The organism is Arthrobacter sp. LjRoot78 (assembly GCF_964254335.1).
In the GTDB taxonomy this organism is placed as follows: Bacteria; Actinomycetota; Actinomycetes; order Actinomycetales; family Micrococcaceae; genus Arthrobacter.
This window is the reverse complement of sequence record NZ_CAXUTG020000001.1, coordinates 3,034,053-3,051,055: the sequence shown is the minus strand read 5'-3', so window position 1 is coordinate 3,051,055 and position 17,003 is coordinate 3,034,053. Positions and strand designations below refer to the sequence as shown.

The window sequence follows — 17,003 nt, the reverse complement described above, 5'->3', positions numbered from 1 at the left end:
TTTCGGCGAACTCCTTGCTGCAGAGCGGGTTGGTCTACGTGGGGTGCCTAGAGCTGGCCGAACCCGACGCGGCGGGCTTCCTCTGCCCCGATTTCAACGTAACCCAGGACGTTGGCGGGAACGATGACCACGCGGCCCTTTTCGTCAGCCAGTCGAAGCTCGGAACCCTTGGCGATGGCTTCCTCGACGAGCTTGGCAACAGCGTCAGCATCCTGAGCCGATTCCAGCACAATTTCGCGGCCGATGTTCTGAATGCCGATCTTTACTTCCACAGCGAGGCCTCCCAGCCAATCAAAGTTCTAAAGGTGTTCTCTATTTGTAGTCTAGGTTTCCTTGGGAAAGCGGGAGATTCCGCGCCAAGCTAAACGATAGATCAGATCACTGGCCACATCGAGGTCCAGGTTTCCGTCAGTTTCGAGCCAATAGCGCGCGCTGACCTGCGCCATTCCGGCGAGTCCGCGCCCCAGCAGCTGGGCCTCCAGCATGGGGAGCTTCGTGTCCTCGGCGATGACCCGCGCAATGGCATCGGCAAAAGCCTTGTTGAAAGTTTCGAGCCTGGAACTGACGTCGCTGTCATTAATCAGGTCCGATTCAAAGACCAGGCGGTGCGCCTGGTCATCGCTGGCAATAAAGCGGTAATACGCCCGCATGACCGCCTGGACGCGCTCGTCATTGTCATCGGTGGAATTCAGGGCGCCCATCATCAGCTCGGTCAGGGAACTGAGATGGCTGTCCAACAGGGCAAGGTAAAGCTCGCGCTTGGAGGGAAAGTGCTGGTACAGCACCGGCTTGCTGACGTGTGCCGTTTCCGCGATCTCGTCCATGGCCGCACCGTGGTAGCCGTTGGCCACAAATACTTCCTGGGCGGCCGCCAGTAGCTGGGCGCGTCGTTCGTCACGCGGGAGCCGCGCTGAACGCGCACCGCCGGTCCGCGTCTGTCCCGCGGCTGCCTTCCCGGCCTGTGTCCGATCAACCGGTGCATGATGAACCACTGTTGGCCTTCTTTCGATTGCAGTTACCTACACTTTACGCGCGGGTAATATGACCTGGCGGTATCTTCGGGCATACATTGAAGTATGGCTTCCACGTTCACCGCAACTGCTGTCCCTGCAACCCTGGATCCGCTCGTGGAACCGGCGGATGCCCTGACCGCCGAAGAGGTGGAGCGCTACTCCCGCCACCTCATCATTCCCGAAATCGGCACGCTGGGCCAACGCAGGCTCAAGAACGCCAAGGTCCTGGTCATCGGAGCCGGCGGCCTGGGCTCGCCGGCGCTCCTTTACCTTGCCGCCGCAGGCGTGGGAACCCTGGGAATCATCGACGACGACGCCGTTGACCTGAGCAACCTGCAGCGTCAGGTCATCCACGGGGTTGCGGACGTGGGCAGGCCCAAGATCGAGTCAGCCCGTGACTCCATTGCCGCGCTGAACCCCTTGGTGGACGTTCGGCTCCACAATGTCAGGCTGGATGCCTCGAACGCACTGGAGCTGTTCGCAGGTTATGACCTCATCCTGGACGGCGCCGACAACTTCGCCACACGCTACCTGGTCAACGATGCCGCCGCCATCCTCGGCAAGCCCTACGTATGGGGCTCCATTTTCCGTTTCGACGGCCAGGTCAGCGTGTTCTGGGAGAAGTACGGCCCCACCTACCGCGACCTCTACCCGGAGGCGCCGCCGGCCGGTTCGGTGCCCTCCTGCGGCGAAGGCGGCGTGTTCGGGATGCTGTGCGCGGCCGTCGGCTCGCTCATGGTGACCGAGGCAGTGAAGCTGATCACCGGCGTCGGGCGCTCCATGCTGGGACGTGTGGCGCTGTTCGACGCCCTCGGCGGCAGCTGGCGCGAGATCAAGGTGGCACGGGACCCGGCGGCTGAACGCATCACGGAACTCACGGACTATGAGGCATTCTGCGGAATAGCTCCGGAGGCTGAAACGGCCAAGGAAAACACCGTGACGGCCACTCAGCTGGCCACCATGCTGGCCTCGCGCAAAGCCGGCCTGAAGGACTTCGAACTCGTGGACGTCCGCGAGCCCGGCGAGCATGACATCGTCAGCATTGACGGCTCCGTCCTGATCCCGCAGGGCAGGATCCTGGCGGGGGAGGCGTGGGCCGAGCTGCCCCAGGACAAGGACATTGTGTTCCACTGCAAGGCCGGGACGCGCTCAGCGGCCGTCCTGGCGGCGGCGCGCAAGGCAGGCTACCAGCGGGTCAGCCACCTCGACGGCGGCATCCTTGCCTGGGTACGGGAAGTGGAGCCGGCCAAGCCGGTTTACTGAGCAATGAACCAGGACACCAGCAGGACGCCGCAACGTAAAACCGGTTCCGGCTTCGGCAAGGAGTCGACCGCCGCTGAGGTCGTTGCCGGCATCGACCTGACCGGCAGGACTGCCATCGTCACGGGCGGATACTCCGGACTCGGACTGGAGACGGTCCGGGCACTAGTGTCCGCCGGCGCCGAGGTGCTGGTGGGCGCACGGAGGCCCGGCCATGCGCGGGAAATGCTGGAAGCGGCCGGAATACCCTTCGGACTGCCTGCCGGAGCAGAAGGCGGAGCCGTTAGTGTCGGGGCGCTGGACCTGGCGGATCTGGCCAGCGTGAAAAGCTTTGCAGACGGGTTCCTGTCCGCGGCGTCCGGGGACCCAGCCGCAGGCCTGGACATCCTCATCAACAACGCAGCCATCATGGCCAGCCCCGAGCAGCGCGTCGGTCCCAGCTGGGAGTCGCAGTTCGCCACCAACCATCTGGGACACTTTGCCCTGACCAACCTGCTGTGGCCCGCGCTGGCGGCCGGCCTGGGCGCGCGCGTGGTCTCGCTGTCGTCCACCGGGCATAAGCTCTCGCCCATCCGTTTCGACGACATCAACTTCGACACCGGCTACGACAAATGGAAAGCCTACGGCCAGGCCAAGACGGCCAACTCCCTCTTCGCCGTGCACCTGGACTTCCTCGGAAGGGACTCCGGCGTTCGGGCATTCGCCGTGCATCCCGGCGGCATCATGACGGAACTGCAGCGCCACCTGCCGCGCGAGGAGATGGTGGCCGCCGGCTGGATGGACCAGGACGGCAACGTCGATGCCAGGTTCAAGACCCCGGCACAAGGCGCCGCAACCACAGTGTGGGCCGCCACGTCCCCGGCGTTGCAGGGCATGGGCGGGGTCTACTGCGAGGACTGCGACATCGCCGAACCCACCCGGACGGGGAGTCCTGAAGCCCGGATCAGGGGAGTGGAGGCGCACGCGGTGGATCCGTCGGATGCTGCGCGCTTGTGGACGCTCTCGGCGGAGATGACCGGGATCAACGCCTTCGGCTGACATCTTGCCGCCCGGTTGGCTCGGCGTTTGGCTCTGCGTCGGGCGCGTGCGCCGGGGCGGGCCGGAAGCCTGAGGCTAGGCGGTTTCCCGCCGGAGGTCGGCGGACGCCGGGCCGGCCTGGCCCTGGTCCACCGGGCATTCGGCAGCCGGGGCAGCGGCGGGCTGCTCAACGGTGATGCCGTACAGCGCGTCAAGGGCCGCAATGTACTGTTCCTGCTGGCCGTTGGAGGCAAGCTCCCGCGCGCGGACCGTGGGAACGTGCAACAGCTGCTTGACCATCCGGCGCAGGGCGAACTCGACTTCCTCAGCGGCGGCCGTGCAGCCGTGGCGTGCCCGGACCTTCTCCATTTCGGCGTCGAGGACGTTCATGGTGTGGCGGCGCAGCGCGACAATCGCCGAGTCCACGGACCTGGCCTCGCGCTCCTGCTCAAACGCTGCAGCCGCGCCGGTAACGATGCCGCTGGCCTGTGCCAGCGATTCGGCCTGCTCCTGGGGGGCAGCGAGCCGCACGGACTCGAGCGTCAGCAGCTCCACGCCGTCGAGCTCTCCCACGGCGGGATCGAAATCATGGGTGAGCGCCAGGTCGATGGCGATCAGAGTCTGGGGTGAGCCGGCGCGAACGCGGGCGAGTTCATCCGCTTCGACGCGGGTATCGGAGCCGCTGCACCCGATCATGACGTCCGCTGCGGCCACCGCGGAGGGAAGCGAATCGGCGTCGAGGGCCTTGCCGCCGCGCGTGGCGACGAACGCTTCGGCGCGTCCGGAGGAGGAAAAGACGGAAATATCCGTGCATCCGCGTTCGCGGAGCAATGACATGGTGGCGCCGGCGTAGGCACCGGTCCCGAAGACCACGGCCTTCTTGGTGGACCAGTCGGGGTTTTCGGAAAGGTCAGTGGCGAGATCCAGGGCCACCGAGACAATGGACAGTCCGCGTGATCCCAGGGCCGTCTGCGCACCGACATCCTTGGCGGTCTTGGATGCTGCCTGGAAGAGGCGGACGAGCCCTGAGCTGGCAGTGCCTTCATGCTGGGCGGTGATGAGCGCCCGGCGTACCTGCCCCGCGATTTCGCGTTCGCCCACCACAGCCGAGTCCAAGCCGGAGCTCACAGCGAAAAGGTGTTGGCTGACTTCGCCGCCGGTGCGCGTATTGAATGAGCGGGACACCAGCTGCTCGTTGAGTCCGGTGCGTTCACTGATCTGGGCAACGAGGGCGGCCCGTGCGGCTTCCACGTCATCCGGATGGGACGCTTCACCATAAATTTCGAAGCGGTTGCAGGTGGCAAGCACCACCGCACCCGTCACTGCCGGCGACCCGGAGAGTGCGGATGTAGCAAGCTCGGAAGCACCGGTGCTCAGTTGAGCAACGGTCTCGAGGTCGATGTCGGCGTGTGTAGCCACCAATGAAAAAAGAACCACAGCATCACAATCATAGCTTTTACGTCGCGGCGTAGAACAACAAAGCACCGTGGTGAACCCCACGGCGGCCTGTGATTCCTGCCACGGAGGGCCGTGGCTGGCCCCGGATGACAGCCTGTCGTTATCTTTTCGGCGCGACTTTAGGGACAATCGGAGTCATGACTTCAAGCGCTGCAACGTCCAACGGAACGGTCTCCGACGCCCCGTTCACCGATGCCACCCTGGATGCAGGACACCCGCTGATGGACGGCCGCACGGCTGATTCGCCGCTCATCACCGCCTACCGCGGCGGTAAGCCGTCCCGTCGACCCGTCTGGTTCATGCGGCAGGCCGGCCGTTCCCTGCCGGAATACCTGAAGGTGCGCGAAGGCGTGGCCATGCTGGATTCCTGCCTGCGTCCCGAGCTGGCCTCCGAGATCACGCTGCAGCCCGTGCGCCGGCACGACGTCGACGCCGCCATTTTCTTCTCGGACATCGTGATTCCGTTGAAACTGGCCGGGGTCGGCGTGGACATCGTTCCGGGCGTTGGTCCGGTCCTGGACAAGCCGGTCCGCACCGCCGAGGACGTCGCGGCACTCCCGCAGCTGACCTGGGAAGCGCTGGAGCCGATCCGGGAAGCCGTCCGCCTTACCGTTGCGCAGCTGGGCAAAACGCCGCTGATCGGTTTCGCGGGTGCGCCCTTTACCCTCGCCGCGTACATGGTTGAGGGCAAGCCCTCCCGCGACCACCTCGGCCCGCGCACCATGATGCACGCCGACCCCGAAACCTGGACTGCCCTGGCCAACTGGGCTGCCGACGCCTCGGGCATGTTCCTTCGCGCCCAGCTGGAAGCCGGCGCTTCCGCAGGCCAGCTGTTCGACTCCTGGGCGGGCTCGCTGGGGCTGGCCGACTACGAGCGCTTCGTGGCCCCGGCCTCTGCCCGTGCGCTGGACCACGTCCGGCACCTCGGTGCACCGCTGATCCACTTCGGCACCGGAACCTCCGAACTCCTGGTGGCCATGCGCGACGTCGGCGTCGACGTTGTGGGCGTTGACTACCGGCTGCCGCTGGACGAAGCCAACCGCCGGCTGGGCGGCACCGTCCCGCTGCAGGGCAACATCGACCCCGCCCTGCTGTCAGCTCCGTGGGCAGTCCTCGAAGCGCACGTGCGGGAGGTCATCCGGGCCGGATCCTCCGCCCCCGGCCACGTCCTGAACCTGGGCCACGGCGTACCGCCGGAGACCGACCCCGACGTCCTGACGCGCGTCGTCGAACTCATTCACTCGATTTCCCCGGAGTAAATGGTGAGCGCAGCCACGCCGGAAGCGTCCGTTACTACGGCCGTGGTGGTGGGAGGCGGCGTTTCCGGCCTGCTCGCCGCCCTTGAGCTTGCCAAAGCCGGCAGGCACGTCACCGTCCTGGAAGCCAGCGAAGCCTGGGGTGGCTGCGTGGGCAGCCATGTGGTGGGCGGCCTGACGCTGGACAGCGGAGCGGAGTCCTTCGCCACCCGTACAAACGCCGTTGCGGACCTCGCGGCAGAACTCGGCATCGCCGGCAACATCGTGGCGCCCCATCCCGGCGGTGCCTGGGTTCAGCTCCCCGAAGGCGCCCGCGAGCTCCCCAAAACCGGCGTGCTGGGCATTCCGGCCAACCCGTGGGACCCCGAAGTGCGGCGGACGCTGGGACTGGCCGGTTCCCTCCGGGCGTCCCTGGACAGGCTCCTGCCGGCTTCCGCGGGGACCCGCGCGGGCATCACCAGTGTCTCGGCCCTGGTCAGGCAGCGGATGGGCCGCCGCGTTCTGGAACGCCTCGTCGAGCCGGTGGTGGGCGGCGTGCACTCCGCAGATCCCGCGCTCCTCGACGTGGACATGGTGGCGCCCGGGCTCCGCGACGGAATCAAGGCCCACGGCTCCCTGGCCGCCGCTGTCGCGGCCCAGCGCCGGGGGACCCCGGCGCAGGGCACCAAGGCGGGATCCGCCGTCGCCGGCCTCCACGGCGGCATGCACACCATGATCAGCGCCCTCGTGGCGGAGCTGCGCCGGCGCGGCGTGACGCTCCTGCCCGGAACCCTGGCAGAGGCTGTGGCCAGGACAGCTGACGGTTGGCGGGTTTCGGCGGGGGAACAAACGTACGACGCCGGTCTGCTGGTAGTTGCCCTTGATGGCCCGTCCGCCGTCGGGCTGCTGCAGGATGCCGTGCCTGACCTGGCCGGGCACCGTCCGGCTGCCGGTCCGGACGTAAAGCTTGTGACACTTGTTGTTGACCTTCCGGAACTGGACCGCCGGCCGCGCGGAACGGGCATCCTGGTGGCACCGCAGACACCCGGCATCGAGGCCAAGGCCTTGACCCACGCCACCGCCAAATGGGACTGGCTGGCGGCCGCGGCGGGGCCGGGGACCCACGTCGTCCGGCTGTCATACGGCCGGGGTGAGCGCCTCCCCTCAGAGGGTGCCATCGCACCTGTCGGAGCCGGCTCCCGCGAGGGTGACCGTGCCCTGCTTGATGCGGCCTTACGGGATGCGTCGGCACTGCTGACAATGCCTGTCACGGCCGATGACGTTCTTGATTGGGACGTCGTCAGCTGGGGCGGTGTTTTGCCTTTCGCAGCCGTGGGCCATCGGCAGCGGGTGGCGGAAGTCCGCAGGGTCTGCGCTGCTGACGGAAGCCTCGTGATGGTGGGCGGGTGGCTGGCGGGCAACGGCCTGGCAGCGGTTGTGGCCGACACCAAAAAACAAATCGCGGACAGCCTCCACTAGCCCGCGAGTACCGCGTGCAGGGCTTCTTTGCAAGTTTCAAATGGCACGAATTTCTGGCTAGGGTCGATGACTATGGTCAATCAGAAGTCCGAAGAAACTCGAACGCTGACTGGTTTCCATGGGGGTCTTCGGCGCGGCACGGCAGCAGCGGCGCTCGGAGCGGTACTAGTCCTTTCCGCAGGTGTTCCTGCATCCAACGCTGTATCCCTCGTCCCGGCTCCGGACACCACAGACGGCGCTGACGCCGCCACGACGGCTTCCGTGGAAACGGGTGCTCTCCCGCTGGATATCTGGGCATCCGTGGTCCTGGGACCCAAAGGCGATCCAGCCCGCCCGCCCGCACCCGGCACCGGCAAGCAGACGCCGCCCGGACAACGGTCGCAGCCCACGCCGTCGCCATCTCCGACGACCGACCCGGTGACGCCTTCGCCGTCGCCCGACCCGGAGACGCCGTCGCCGTCACCGGACCCGGAGACGCCGTCACCGTCTCCCTCCGAAAGCAGCGCGCCGTCGGGCACTCCAGCACCTCCCGCGGGCGGGGCTGCAGGCCCGTCCACCGGTCCGGCACAGGCGCCGGCCGCGCCTGCTCCCGCCCCCGGAGCGGCTCCTGCCGGTACGCCCGGGGCGCCAAGCCCGTCGCTGCCCGGAAGTGCCGCACCGGCCGCTCCGGGAACGGCACTAACCACTCCCGGCACGTCCGCGAAAGTGCCGGCCACTGGCGTAACGGTGCCGGCGACCGGCAACCGGGCCTCAGAGTCCGCAACCACTGCGCCGGCGTCGGCATGGACAACCACGAACAGGTACGGTCCTGCCAACATGGCCATATTGACGTCGGCAGGGGTCATGCCGCTGTCCGGACCCGGCTACGGTGTCTCGAGCGCACCGGTGATGCGGTCTGCCGTGAGCGTCTCGCCGATGGGCGACTTGTCGCCCCAAGTCTGGTGGGGTGCCGGGCTGGTCGCGCTGGCCTGCGCCGCCGGGGTGGCCTACGTGCGGATGCGCCGGATCTGAGTCAGTTGCGGGCAGTATGACCTGTGAAATTCAGCACTTCTACGCGTTGTAGAACAGTTCGGTTTCGACTTAGGCGGCACCGAGGGGCAGACTGGTAACTATGAGCCACACTTCTGCCGAATCTGTCAGTAAAACCGAATCAGTAGCCGGAAAATCAGCAGCCGAAGAAACAGAGCAGTTCTTCACCCTCTGGACTGTTTTCAAGCGCTCCTCGAACGTCCAGCGCAGCGGCGATGCTGCCATCGAATTCGAAGCACTGCTGGGCCGCCTTGCGGATGCCGGGGTAGTCCACCGCGGCAGCTACGACGTTTCGGGCATGCGTGCAGATGCGGACATCATGGTGTGGCTCCACGGCCCCAGGCCCGAGGCGCTGCAGCAAGCCGTCCGCGACATCCGCCGCAGCAGCCTCTTTGCCGGCACTGAGATCGCCTGGTCCGCCATGGGCGTGCACCGCGAGGCCGAATTCGCCAAGAACCACACGCCCGCGTTCTCCCGCGGCGTGGAACCCGCCGAGTGGCTCTGCGTTTACCCGTTCGTCCGCTCCTACGAGTGGTACCTCCTGCCCGACGCCGAGCGCGGCGCCATGCTGCGCGACCACGGAATGCTGGGCCGCGACTTCCCGCAGGTCATCTCCAACACCGTTTCGTCCTTCGCACTGGGCGACTGGGAATGGATCCTCGGCCTCGAGGCCCCAGAGCTGGTGGACCTCGTTGACCTGATGCGCCACCTGCGCGCCACCGAGGCCCGGCACCACGTCCGTGAAGAAATCCCGTTCTACACCGGCCGGCGGGTCACCGCCGGGGAGATCGCCGAGGTCCTCGCATGAGCCCGCTCGAATCCCAGGAAGCGCCTGGCTCGGCAGCCGCCAGCACCGCCGTCAACCCGGTCACCGAAGCCGGCCGGATGGCGCCAAAGGAGTACGACGCCGTCCTCCTCGCCTCGTTCGGCGGCCCCGAAGGCCAGGACGACGTCATCCCGTTCCTGCGCAACGTCACCCGTGGCCGCGGCATCCCGGACGAACGGCTCGAAGAGGTCTCGCACCACTACCGGGCCAATGGCGGCATCAGCCCGATCAACCAGCAGAACCGTGCCCTCAAGGCCGGTATCGAAGCCGAACTTTCCGCCCGCGGCATCGACTTGCCCGTCTTCTGGGGCAACCGGAACTGGGATCCTTACATCCCGCAGACCCTGCAGGACGTGTACGACGCCGGCCACCGCAAGGTCCTGATGGTCACCACGAGCGCCTACTCGTGCTACTCCAGCTGCCGCCAGTACCGCGAAGATATCGGCCTTGCGCTGACCTCCACCGGCCTGGACGGAAAGCTGGAAGTGGACAAGGTCCGCCAGTACTTCGACCACCCCGGCTTCGTGGAACCGTTCATCGAAGGCACCGCCGCCGGCCTGGCCGACGTCCGCGCCCAGCTGGCCGCCGCCGGCACCCCGGACGCACCCGTTCACATCTTGTTCGCCACCCACTCCATTCCCACGCGTGACGCCGAAGCCGCCGGACGTTCCGAGGACGAGCCGCGCCAGTTCGCTGAGGGCTCGGCCTATGTGGCCCAGCACCTGGCATCCGGCGCCGAGGTGATCCGCCGGATCGAGGAGGAAACCGGTGACACCGCCCCGTGGTCGCTCGTTTACCAGTCCCGCTCCGGCGCCCCGCACGTTCCGTGGCTCGAACCGGACATCAACGACGCCATCGAGGAACTCGCCGGCCAGGGCGTCAAGGGAATCGTGATCGTGCCCCTTGGCTTCGTCAGCGACCACATGGAGGTTGTCTGGGACCTGGACACCGAAGCGCTGGAGACCTGCCGGAACCACGGCCTCGCAGCAACCCGGGTGCCCACCCCCGGCACGCACCGCAAGTTCGTGGGCGGCATCGTGGACCTGATCTGTGAGCGCACTGCCGCGAACAACATTGCCGACAGGCCCCACCTGACCGACCTCGGCCCCTGGTACGACGTCTGCCGCCCGGGCTGCTGCGCCAACTTCCGGGGCGAGAAGCCCACCATCGCAGGAGCGGACACCACCGTCGGAACGGGCCACGACCCCTACCCCTCGGACCCTGCTGCCGCCCCGGCTGCACAGGCGGCGGGACAGGAATCGCTGTGACAGTCCGCATCGGGACGCGCGCCAGCAAGCTGGCGCTCACCCAGACCCAGCAGACGGCGGACCAGCTTGCCGCCATTGGCGGTTTCCCCGTGGAACTCGTGCACATCAGGACCGACGGGGACGTCCTGACCGGCTCGCTCTCGCAGATGGGCGGCACAGGTGTGTTCGTTGCTGCCTTGCGCGATGCGCTGCTGCGGGACCAGTGCGACGTTGCCGTGCACTCGCTCAAGGACCTGCCCACCGGAGCCGCTCCCGGGCTGACCCTCGCTGCAACGCCAAAACGCGTGGACGTCCGCGACGTGCTCTGTGCACGCGACGGTTTCAAACTGGCCGACCTGCCGCAGGGTGCCCGGGTGGGTACCGGTTCCCCGCGCCGGGCAGCGCAGCTCCGCGCCGCCCGTCCAGACCTGGACGTCGTGGACATCCGCGGCAACGTGGATACCCGGCTGGGCCGTGTCCCCGGCCTGCCGGGCAACGCGACCGACGCCGTGGTGGACGGGAAATCCTGCGACCTCGACGCCGTCGTGCTTGCGGCTGCCGGCCTTGAGCGCATCGGCCGGCTGGACACCATCAGCGAATACCTCGAAACGGACGTGATGCTTCCGGCCGCCGGCCAGGGCTCACTGGCCATCGAATGCCGCACCGCTGATGCGCCGCGGAAAGCCGGGTCCACCGAGGGCTCCCAGGGGCCGCTGGCGCAGGCGCTGGCAGCGCTCGATGACACGGACACCAGGCTGGCGGTCACGGCCGAGCGGGCACTCCTGGCCCGGCTGGAGGCAGGCTGCGCGGCTCCGGTGGGTGCCTACGCATTCCGCAAGGGAAGCATGCTGTACCTGGAGGCCGCGGTCTGCGCTGTCGACGGGAAAGCCTCCGTCCGCGACAAGCGGGCAACAGACGGGCTCACCGAGGTGGGCGCCACGCTTCTCGGCATCGAACTTGCCGAGGTGCTGCTGGCGGCCGGCGCAGCCGACATCGCGGACCTTGCCGCTTCCTGAACCGGCGGAGCCCGCCACATGATGGGAAGACGCAGTGCCCGCCGCGCTGAGGGCGAGCCAGGGCCGCGGGTCCTGGAGGGTGCCCGCGTCCTGGTCACCCGCAGCCCGGACCGGGCAGCGGCGCTCCTCGCGGCCCTGCGGGAAACCGGCGCCGAGCCGCTGCTGCTCCCGCTGATCGATTTTGAACGGGCCAGGGACCTGCATTCCCTGGAAGTCGCCTTCGACGCCCTGGGTGCAGGCGCCTACAGCTGGCTGGTGATCAGCAGTGTGACCACCGTGCAGGCGCTCGAGGAACTCGCCCGGGAACGGGGCAGCACGCTGAGCCGATGGCTGCCCGGCTCCGTCCAGGTGGCCACCATCGGGCCTGCCACGCGGCGCGAACTCGAGTCTCGCGGGGTCGCCGTGGACCTTGCCCCCGCCCGGCTTCAGTCCGGCGTCGGGCTCCTCGACATCTGGCCGCACGGCCAGGGCAGCGTCTTCCTTCCGCAGGCGGACATTGCGGACGGCAGGCTGGCCGACGGGTTGGAAGCACTCGGTGCCAGCGTCCAGGCCGTGACTGCCTACCACACGGTGGATTATCCGGCGGATCCGGCCCGCAGCTTCACGCCGGAGGAGCCCGCCGCCGTGACGCAGCCCGGAGCTGAAGTGCTGACTCCCGCCGAAGCGAAAGCCGAGCTTGCCGCCGGGCGGCTGCACGCCGTCGTCGCCGCTTCGCCCAGCGCCGCCCGCCGCATCCATGCCGGACTGTCGCCGCTGGGGGACTGCCGGTTCGTGGCGATCGGGCGTTCGACGGCGGCTGAGGCCGCATCGCTGGGGCTGCCGGTGGCCGCCGTCGCCGAGGAACCAACAGCGTCCGGCCTGGTGTCCGCCGTCCTCCAGGCGCTGGCACCAGGACATTCCACACCACCACCGCCCGCCCCTGAAACCCCCGTCCGCCCCTGAGACCCCCGTGAAGGACCGAACATGAGCTTCCCGACCCATCGCCCCCGCCGGCTCCGCACCACCCCGGCCATGCGCCGGATGACGGCCGAACACAGGCTGGCGGCGCCCGAACTGATCCTTCCCGCGTTCATCCGGGAGGGGCTCACGGAACCCAACCCCATCGCGTCCATGCCCGGCGTGGTGCAGCACACCACCGATTCCCTGAAGAGGGCTGCGGCCGAGGCCGTGGAGCTGGGCGTCGGCGGCATCATGCTCTTCGGCATTCCGGCCGAACGCGATGCGCGCGGCACGGCATCCCTGGACCCCGACGGCGTCCTCAACAAGGCGATCCGGGACGTCCGCGCGGAGGTGGGCGATGACCTGGTGGTCATGAGCGACGTCTGCCTGGACGAATTCACCGACCACGGCCACTGTGGCGTCCTCGACGCCGACGGGTACGTGGACAACGACGCAACGCTGGAAATCTACGCGGCGATGGCCGTGGCCCAGGCTGATGCCGGGGCGCACATGCTGGGCCCCTCGGGAATGATGGACGGGCAGATCGGCGTGATCCGGCAGGCACTGGAGGACGCCGGACACACGAATACGGCTGTAGTGGCGTACGCCGCGAAATACGCCTCCGCGTTCTACGGCCCCTTCCGCGAAGCGGTGGATTCGCAGCTCAAGGGGGACCGGCGCACGTACCAGATGGACGCCGCCAACCGCCGCGAAGCCATCCTCGAGGTGGAGCTGGACTTGGCCGAAGGCGCCGACCTGGTGATGGTCAAGCCCGCCATGAGCTACCTCGACATCCTCGCCGACGTCGCCGCCATGAGCACCGTGCCCGTGGCCGCCTACCAGATCTCGGGGGAATACTCCATGATCGAGGCGGCCGCCGCCAACGGCTGGATCGACCGCCGTGCCGCCATCACCGAATCGGTCCTCGGCATCAAACGGGCCGGAGCCAACATGGTCCTGACCTACTGGGCCTCCGAGCTCGCCGGCTGGCTGAAGGAGTCGAAATGAGCGACAGCCCCACTGCCCCCGTCGGCCCGGGGAAGGTCCTGCTCGGGCTGAACACGTTCGGCGACGTCGGGTCCTACCCCGACGGTCATCCGGTGCCGCATGCGCAAGTGCTGCGCCAACTGCTGGAGCAGGCGGAGCTGGCGGACGACGTCGGACTCCACGCCTTTGGTGTGGGGGAGCACCACCGCCGGGACTTCGCCGTCTCGGCCCCCGAGGTGTTCCTGGCCGCCGCCGCCGCCCGGACCAAGCACATCCGGCTGGGGTCCGCGGTGACCGTGCTGAGTTCGGACGACCCCATCCGCGTCTTCCAGCGTTTCTCCACGGTGGATGCCATCTCCAACGGCCGCGCCGAAGTCATGCTGGGCCGCGGGTCCTTCGTCGAATCGTTTCCGCTGTTCGGCCTGGACCTTGCCGACTACGAGGTCCTGTTCGAGGAAAAGCTGGAACTCTTTGACAAGGTCCGTGCACAGAAGCCCGTTCACTGGGAAGGGCGCACCCGTCCGGCCATCAACGGGCTGAGCGTCTATCCGCCGCTGGAGCACCACCTCCTGCCGGCCTGGATCGGCGTGGGCGGAACCCCGGAGTCGGTGCTGCGCTGCGCGGAATACGGCTACCCCATCATTTTCGCGATCATCGGCGGGGAACCCCGGTCGTTCGCGCCGCTGGCCAACCTCTACCGCGAGGCCATGGCCAAGTACGGGCATCCGATGCAGCAGGTGGCCACGCACTCGCCCGGGCATGTGGCCGAAACGGACGAGGAAGCCCGCGAGGAGTTCTTCCCGCACTGGCTGGAGCTGCGGAACAGGATCGGCGCGGAACGCGGCTGGGGCCCGGGCGGACGGCGGGAATTCGATGCCATGTGCACCCCCGAAGGCGCGCTCTACGTGGGATCGCCGGAAACGGTGGCGCGGAAGATCGTCCTGCTCAAGCAGAACCTGGGCGTGGACCGCTTCGACCTCAAGTACAGCAGCGGCTCCCTGCCCCACAAGACCATGATGCGGTCCATTGAGCTGCTGGGCACCGAGGTGGCGCCCCGTGTGGCCAAGCTCCTGTCCGGGCATGCACCCGCAAACTGAAAGAATAGGAACCATGACTTCCAGCTCGCCTCGCAATGAGGAACTCTTCGACCGTGCACGCCAGCTCATGCCGGGCGGCGTCAACTCTCCCGTCCGGGCCTTCGGTTCCGTGGGCGGGACTCCGCGGTTCATGGTGTCCGCCAAGGGCCCGTACCTGACGGACGCGGACGGTGCCGAGTACGTGGACCTGGTGTGCTCCTGGGGTCCCGCGCTGCTGGGGCACGCCCACCCCGCCGTGCTCGAAGCAGTCCACGCCGCCGTGGACCGCGGGCTCTCGTTCGGTGCCTCCACCCCGGACGAAGCCAACCTTGCCGCGATCGTCAGGGAACGCGTCCCCGCCGCCGAACGCGTCCGGATGGTGTCCACCGGCACCGAAGCCACCATGACCGCCGTCCGCCTGGCCCGCGGCTTCACCGGCCGCGACCTGATTATCAAGTTTGCCGGCTGCTACCACGGCCACCTCGACGGACTCCTTGCCGCGGCCGGATCCGGCGTGGCCACCCTGGCGCTGCCCGGTTCCGCCGGCGTCACCGCGGCCACCGCCGCCGAAACCCTAGTGCTGCCGTACAACGACCTCGCCGCCGTGGAGGCCGCGTTCGCCGCGCACGGCAGCAACATCGCCGCCGTCATCACGGAGGCGGCTCCGGCCAACATGGGAGTGGTCACGCCCGGCGAGGGGTTCAACGCCGGACTATCGCGGATCACCCGCGACCACGGTGCCCTGCTCATCGTGGACGAAGTCCTGACCGGCTTCCGTACGGGCTACTCGGGCTACTGGGGCCTCACCGGCGGCGCGGCCGGCGCCGCCGAGCCGTGGAGCCCTGACCTGCTGACCTTCGGCAAAGTCATCGGCGGCGGCATGCCGACTGCGGCCCTCGGCGGCCGTGCCGACATCATGGACTACCTCGCGCCGCTCGGCCCCGTGTACCAGGCGGGAACGCTGTCCGGAAACCCGGTGGCCATGGCCGCCGGCGTCGCCACCCTGACCCACGCCACCCCCGAGGTCTACTCGTTTATCGATGCACGCTCCCTGGAGCTTTCAGCGGCGCTGTCCTCGGCACTGGACGCCGCCGGCGTGGACCACTCCATCCAGCGGGCAGGAAACCTCTTCTCGGTGGCCTTCGGCACGTCGGCCCGGGGCGTCCACAACTATGACGACGCCCAGGGCCAGGAAGTGTTCCGCTACGCGCCGTTCTTCCACGCGATGCTGGACTCCGGCGTCTACCTGCCGCCGTCGGTCTTCGAAGCGTGGTTCCTGTCCGCGGCACACGACGACGCCGCCATGAACCGGATCTTCGAGGCGCTCCCTGCGGCGGCCCGCGCTGCTGCGTCGGCAGAGGTGCCTGCCGGGCTGTAACGGCTCACAACAGAAATCCCCGCCTCCCGGACGAATCCCCGCTAAAAGCGAAGGGGAAATGTCCGGGAGGCGGGGTTTCTTGCTAATGCTGTGAAGCGGAAGGCTTAGAAGGCCACCGTCACGTCACCGTTGGGCCATTCCTTTTCGATGAAGGCCTTGACCTCGGGGGAGTGCAGGAGCTCGTCCAGCTTCTTGATCCGGACGTCATCCTTGGAGTCTTCACGCCAGGCCAGGAAGTTGGCGTAGGGGTTGTTTTCCACGGACTCCACTGCGAGGGCGTCCTTGGTGCTCAGGCCCGCCTTCAGGATGAAGTTGCCGTTGATCAGGGCCAGGTCCACGGACGGGTCCTTGAGGTCGTTGATCAGGAGTTCGGGCTGGTTCTCGGAGAACTTCAGCTTCTTGGGGTTCTGCTCGTCGGTGAGGGTCAGCACCGAGGAATCGTCCTTGATGTCCTTGACGAGGCCGGCAACCTGGAGGACCTTCAGCGCCCGGACCTGGTTGGAGGGGTCGTTGGTGATGGCGACCTTGGCGCCTTCCTTGATGTCCTTGATGTCCTTGACCTTCTCGGAGAAGGCGGCGTAAGGCTCGATGTGGACGCCTTCGCCGTGGCCGAACTTGTAGCCCTTGGTCTTGACCTGGTCTTCGTACCAGGGGAGGTGCTGGTAGTAGTTGGCGTCCAGCGAACCGTCGCTCAGGGCGGTGTTCGGAGTCTGGTAGTCCTCGATCTCCTTGATGTCCAGCTTCAGGCCTGCCTTGGGCGCGAGGTCCTCGTTGAGGAATTCCAGGATCTTGGCCTGCGGGACCGGGCTTGCACCGACGGTCAGGGTGGCGGGCTTGGCCGGGTCAAGGGCGGTGGTTTCGGCGCTGGGGCTGGAGGAACCGCCGCAGGCCGTCAGGGCTAGTGCGGTGACGATACCGGTGGCCAGGAGGGAGAGTGATTTACGCATCGAATGCGTTCCTTTCGAATTGCTGGGAGTTCGACGGCGGGCTTGCGCCCGGCGCCGTCTCCGGCACAGATGCAGCGGGCGGCTACCTGCTGCGGT

At 67.7% G+C, this 17,003-nt stretch carries 16 protein-coding genes; 12 read left to right on the top strand and 4 right to left on the bottom strand.

Annotated elements, in window-relative coordinates:
• Positions 1-47: 47 nt before the first annotated feature.
• Positions 48-272: a DUF3107 domain-containing protein gene (locus ACSQ1X_RS14130; protein WP_028272581.1), complete on the bottom strand. Its 225-nt coding sequence runs from the start codon at positions 270-272 to the stop codon at positions 48-50.
• A gap of 51 nt (positions 273-323) precedes the next feature.
• Complete coding sequence (locus tag ACSQ1X_RS14125) at positions 324-992, bottom strand: TetR/AcrR family transcriptional regulator (RefSeq protein ID WP_436058109.1); 669 nt, start codon at positions 990-992, stop codon at positions 324-326.
• A gap of 84 nt (positions 993-1,076) precedes the next feature.
• Between ACSQ1X_RS14125 and moeB the strand changes: the two genes are divergently transcribed.
• A complete protein-coding gene (gene moeB, locus ACSQ1X_RS14120) occupies positions 1,077-2,276 on the top strand; it encodes a molybdopterin-synthase adenylyltransferase MoeB (protein WP_436058108.1) in 1,200 nt (399 codons plus the stop codon).
• 3 nt (positions 2,277-2,279) lie between these two features.
• On the top strand, positions 2,280-3,311 hold the full coding sequence (locus tag ACSQ1X_RS14115) for an SDR family NAD(P)-dependent oxidoreductase (protein WP_436058107.1): 1,032 nt from the start codon (positions 2,280-2,282) through the stop codon (positions 3,309-3,311).
• 75 nt (positions 3,312-3,386) lie between these two features.
• Here the strand turns inward: ACSQ1X_RS14115 and ACSQ1X_RS14110 are convergent, their stop codons facing one another.
• Positions 3,387-4,727: a glutamyl-tRNA reductase gene (locus ACSQ1X_RS14110; RefSeq protein WP_436058106.1), complete on the bottom strand. Its 1,341-nt coding sequence runs from the start codon at positions 4,725-4,727 to the stop codon at positions 3,387-3,389.
• 158 nt (positions 4,728-4,885) lie between these two features.
• Between ACSQ1X_RS14110 and hemE the strand changes: the two genes are divergently transcribed.
• From hemE to hemL, 10 genes are all read left to right on the top strand, one after another.
• A complete protein-coding gene (gene hemE / locus ACSQ1X_RS14105; RefSeq protein WP_055796631.1) occupies positions 4,886-6,007 on the top strand; it encodes a uroporphyrinogen decarboxylase in 1,122 nt (373 codons plus the stop codon).
• A complete protein-coding gene (gene hemG, locus ACSQ1X_RS14100; RefSeq protein WP_436058105.1) occupies positions 6,008-7,462 on the top strand; it encodes a protoporphyrinogen oxidase in 1,455 nt (484 codons plus the stop codon).
• 72 nt (positions 7,463-7,534) lie between these two features.
• The gene (locus tag ACSQ1X_RS14095) at positions 7,535-8,473 is read left to right on the top strand and encodes a hypothetical protein (RefSeq protein WP_436058104.1); all 939 of its coding nucleotides are present in this window, start codon (positions 7,535-7,537) and stop codon (positions 8,471-8,473) included.
• A gap of 100 nt (positions 8,474-8,573) precedes the next feature.
• A complete protein-coding gene (hemQ, locus tag ACSQ1X_RS14090) occupies positions 8,574-9,299 on the top strand; it encodes a hydrogen peroxide-dependent heme synthase (RefSeq protein WP_436058103.1) in 726 nt (241 codons plus the stop codon).
• The gene (locus ACSQ1X_RS14085) at positions 9,296-10,585 is read left to right on the top strand and encodes a ferrochelatase (RefSeq protein ID WP_436058102.1); all 1,290 of its coding nucleotides are present in this window, start codon (positions 9,296-9,298) and stop codon (positions 10,583-10,585) included. Before hemQ ends, ACSQ1X_RS14085 begins: the two co-directional genes overlap by 4 nt.
• Complete coding sequence (gene hemC / locus ACSQ1X_RS14080) at positions 10,582-11,580, top strand: hydroxymethylbilane synthase (RefSeq protein ID WP_436058101.1); 999 nt, start codon at positions 10,582-10,584, stop codon at positions 11,578-11,580. The genes ACSQ1X_RS14085 and hemC overlap by 4 nt, the downstream gene beginning before the upstream one ends.
• A gap of 18 nt (positions 11,581-11,598) precedes the next feature.
• A complete protein-coding gene (locus ACSQ1X_RS14075; RefSeq protein WP_436058100.1) occupies positions 11,599-12,522 on the top strand; it encodes a uroporphyrinogen-III synthase in 924 nt (307 codons plus the stop codon).
• A gap of 21 nt (positions 12,523-12,543) precedes the next feature.
• Positions 12,544-13,527 carry a porphobilinogen synthase gene (gene hemB / locus ACSQ1X_RS14070; protein ID WP_028272593.1) on the top strand — a complete coding sequence of 328 codons (984 nt, stop codon included), beginning with the start codon at positions 12,544-12,546 and terminating at the stop codon, positions 13,525-13,527.
• Positions 13,524-14,603, top strand: coding sequence for an LLM class flavin-dependent oxidoreductase (locus ACSQ1X_RS14065; RefSeq protein WP_436058099.1), 1,080 nt, complete (start codon positions 13,524-13,526; stop codon positions 14,601-14,603). The genes hemB and ACSQ1X_RS14065 overlap by 4 nt, the downstream gene beginning before the upstream one ends.
• Before the next feature lie 13 nt (positions 14,604-14,616).
• A complete protein-coding gene (hemL, locus tag ACSQ1X_RS14060) occupies positions 14,617-15,960 on the top strand; it encodes a glutamate-1-semialdehyde 2,1-aminomutase (protein ID WP_436058098.1) in 1,344 nt (447 codons plus the stop codon).
• Between the two features lie 104 nt (positions 15,961-16,064).
• On the opposite strand, the gene ACSQ1X_RS14055 is transcribed toward hemL, so the two are convergent.
• Complete coding sequence (locus tag ACSQ1X_RS14055) at positions 16,065-16,907, bottom strand: MetQ/NlpA family ABC transporter substrate-binding protein (protein ID WP_055796611.1); 843 nt, start codon at positions 16,905-16,907, stop codon at positions 16,065-16,067.
• Positions 16,908-17,003: the final 96 nt, after the last annotated feature.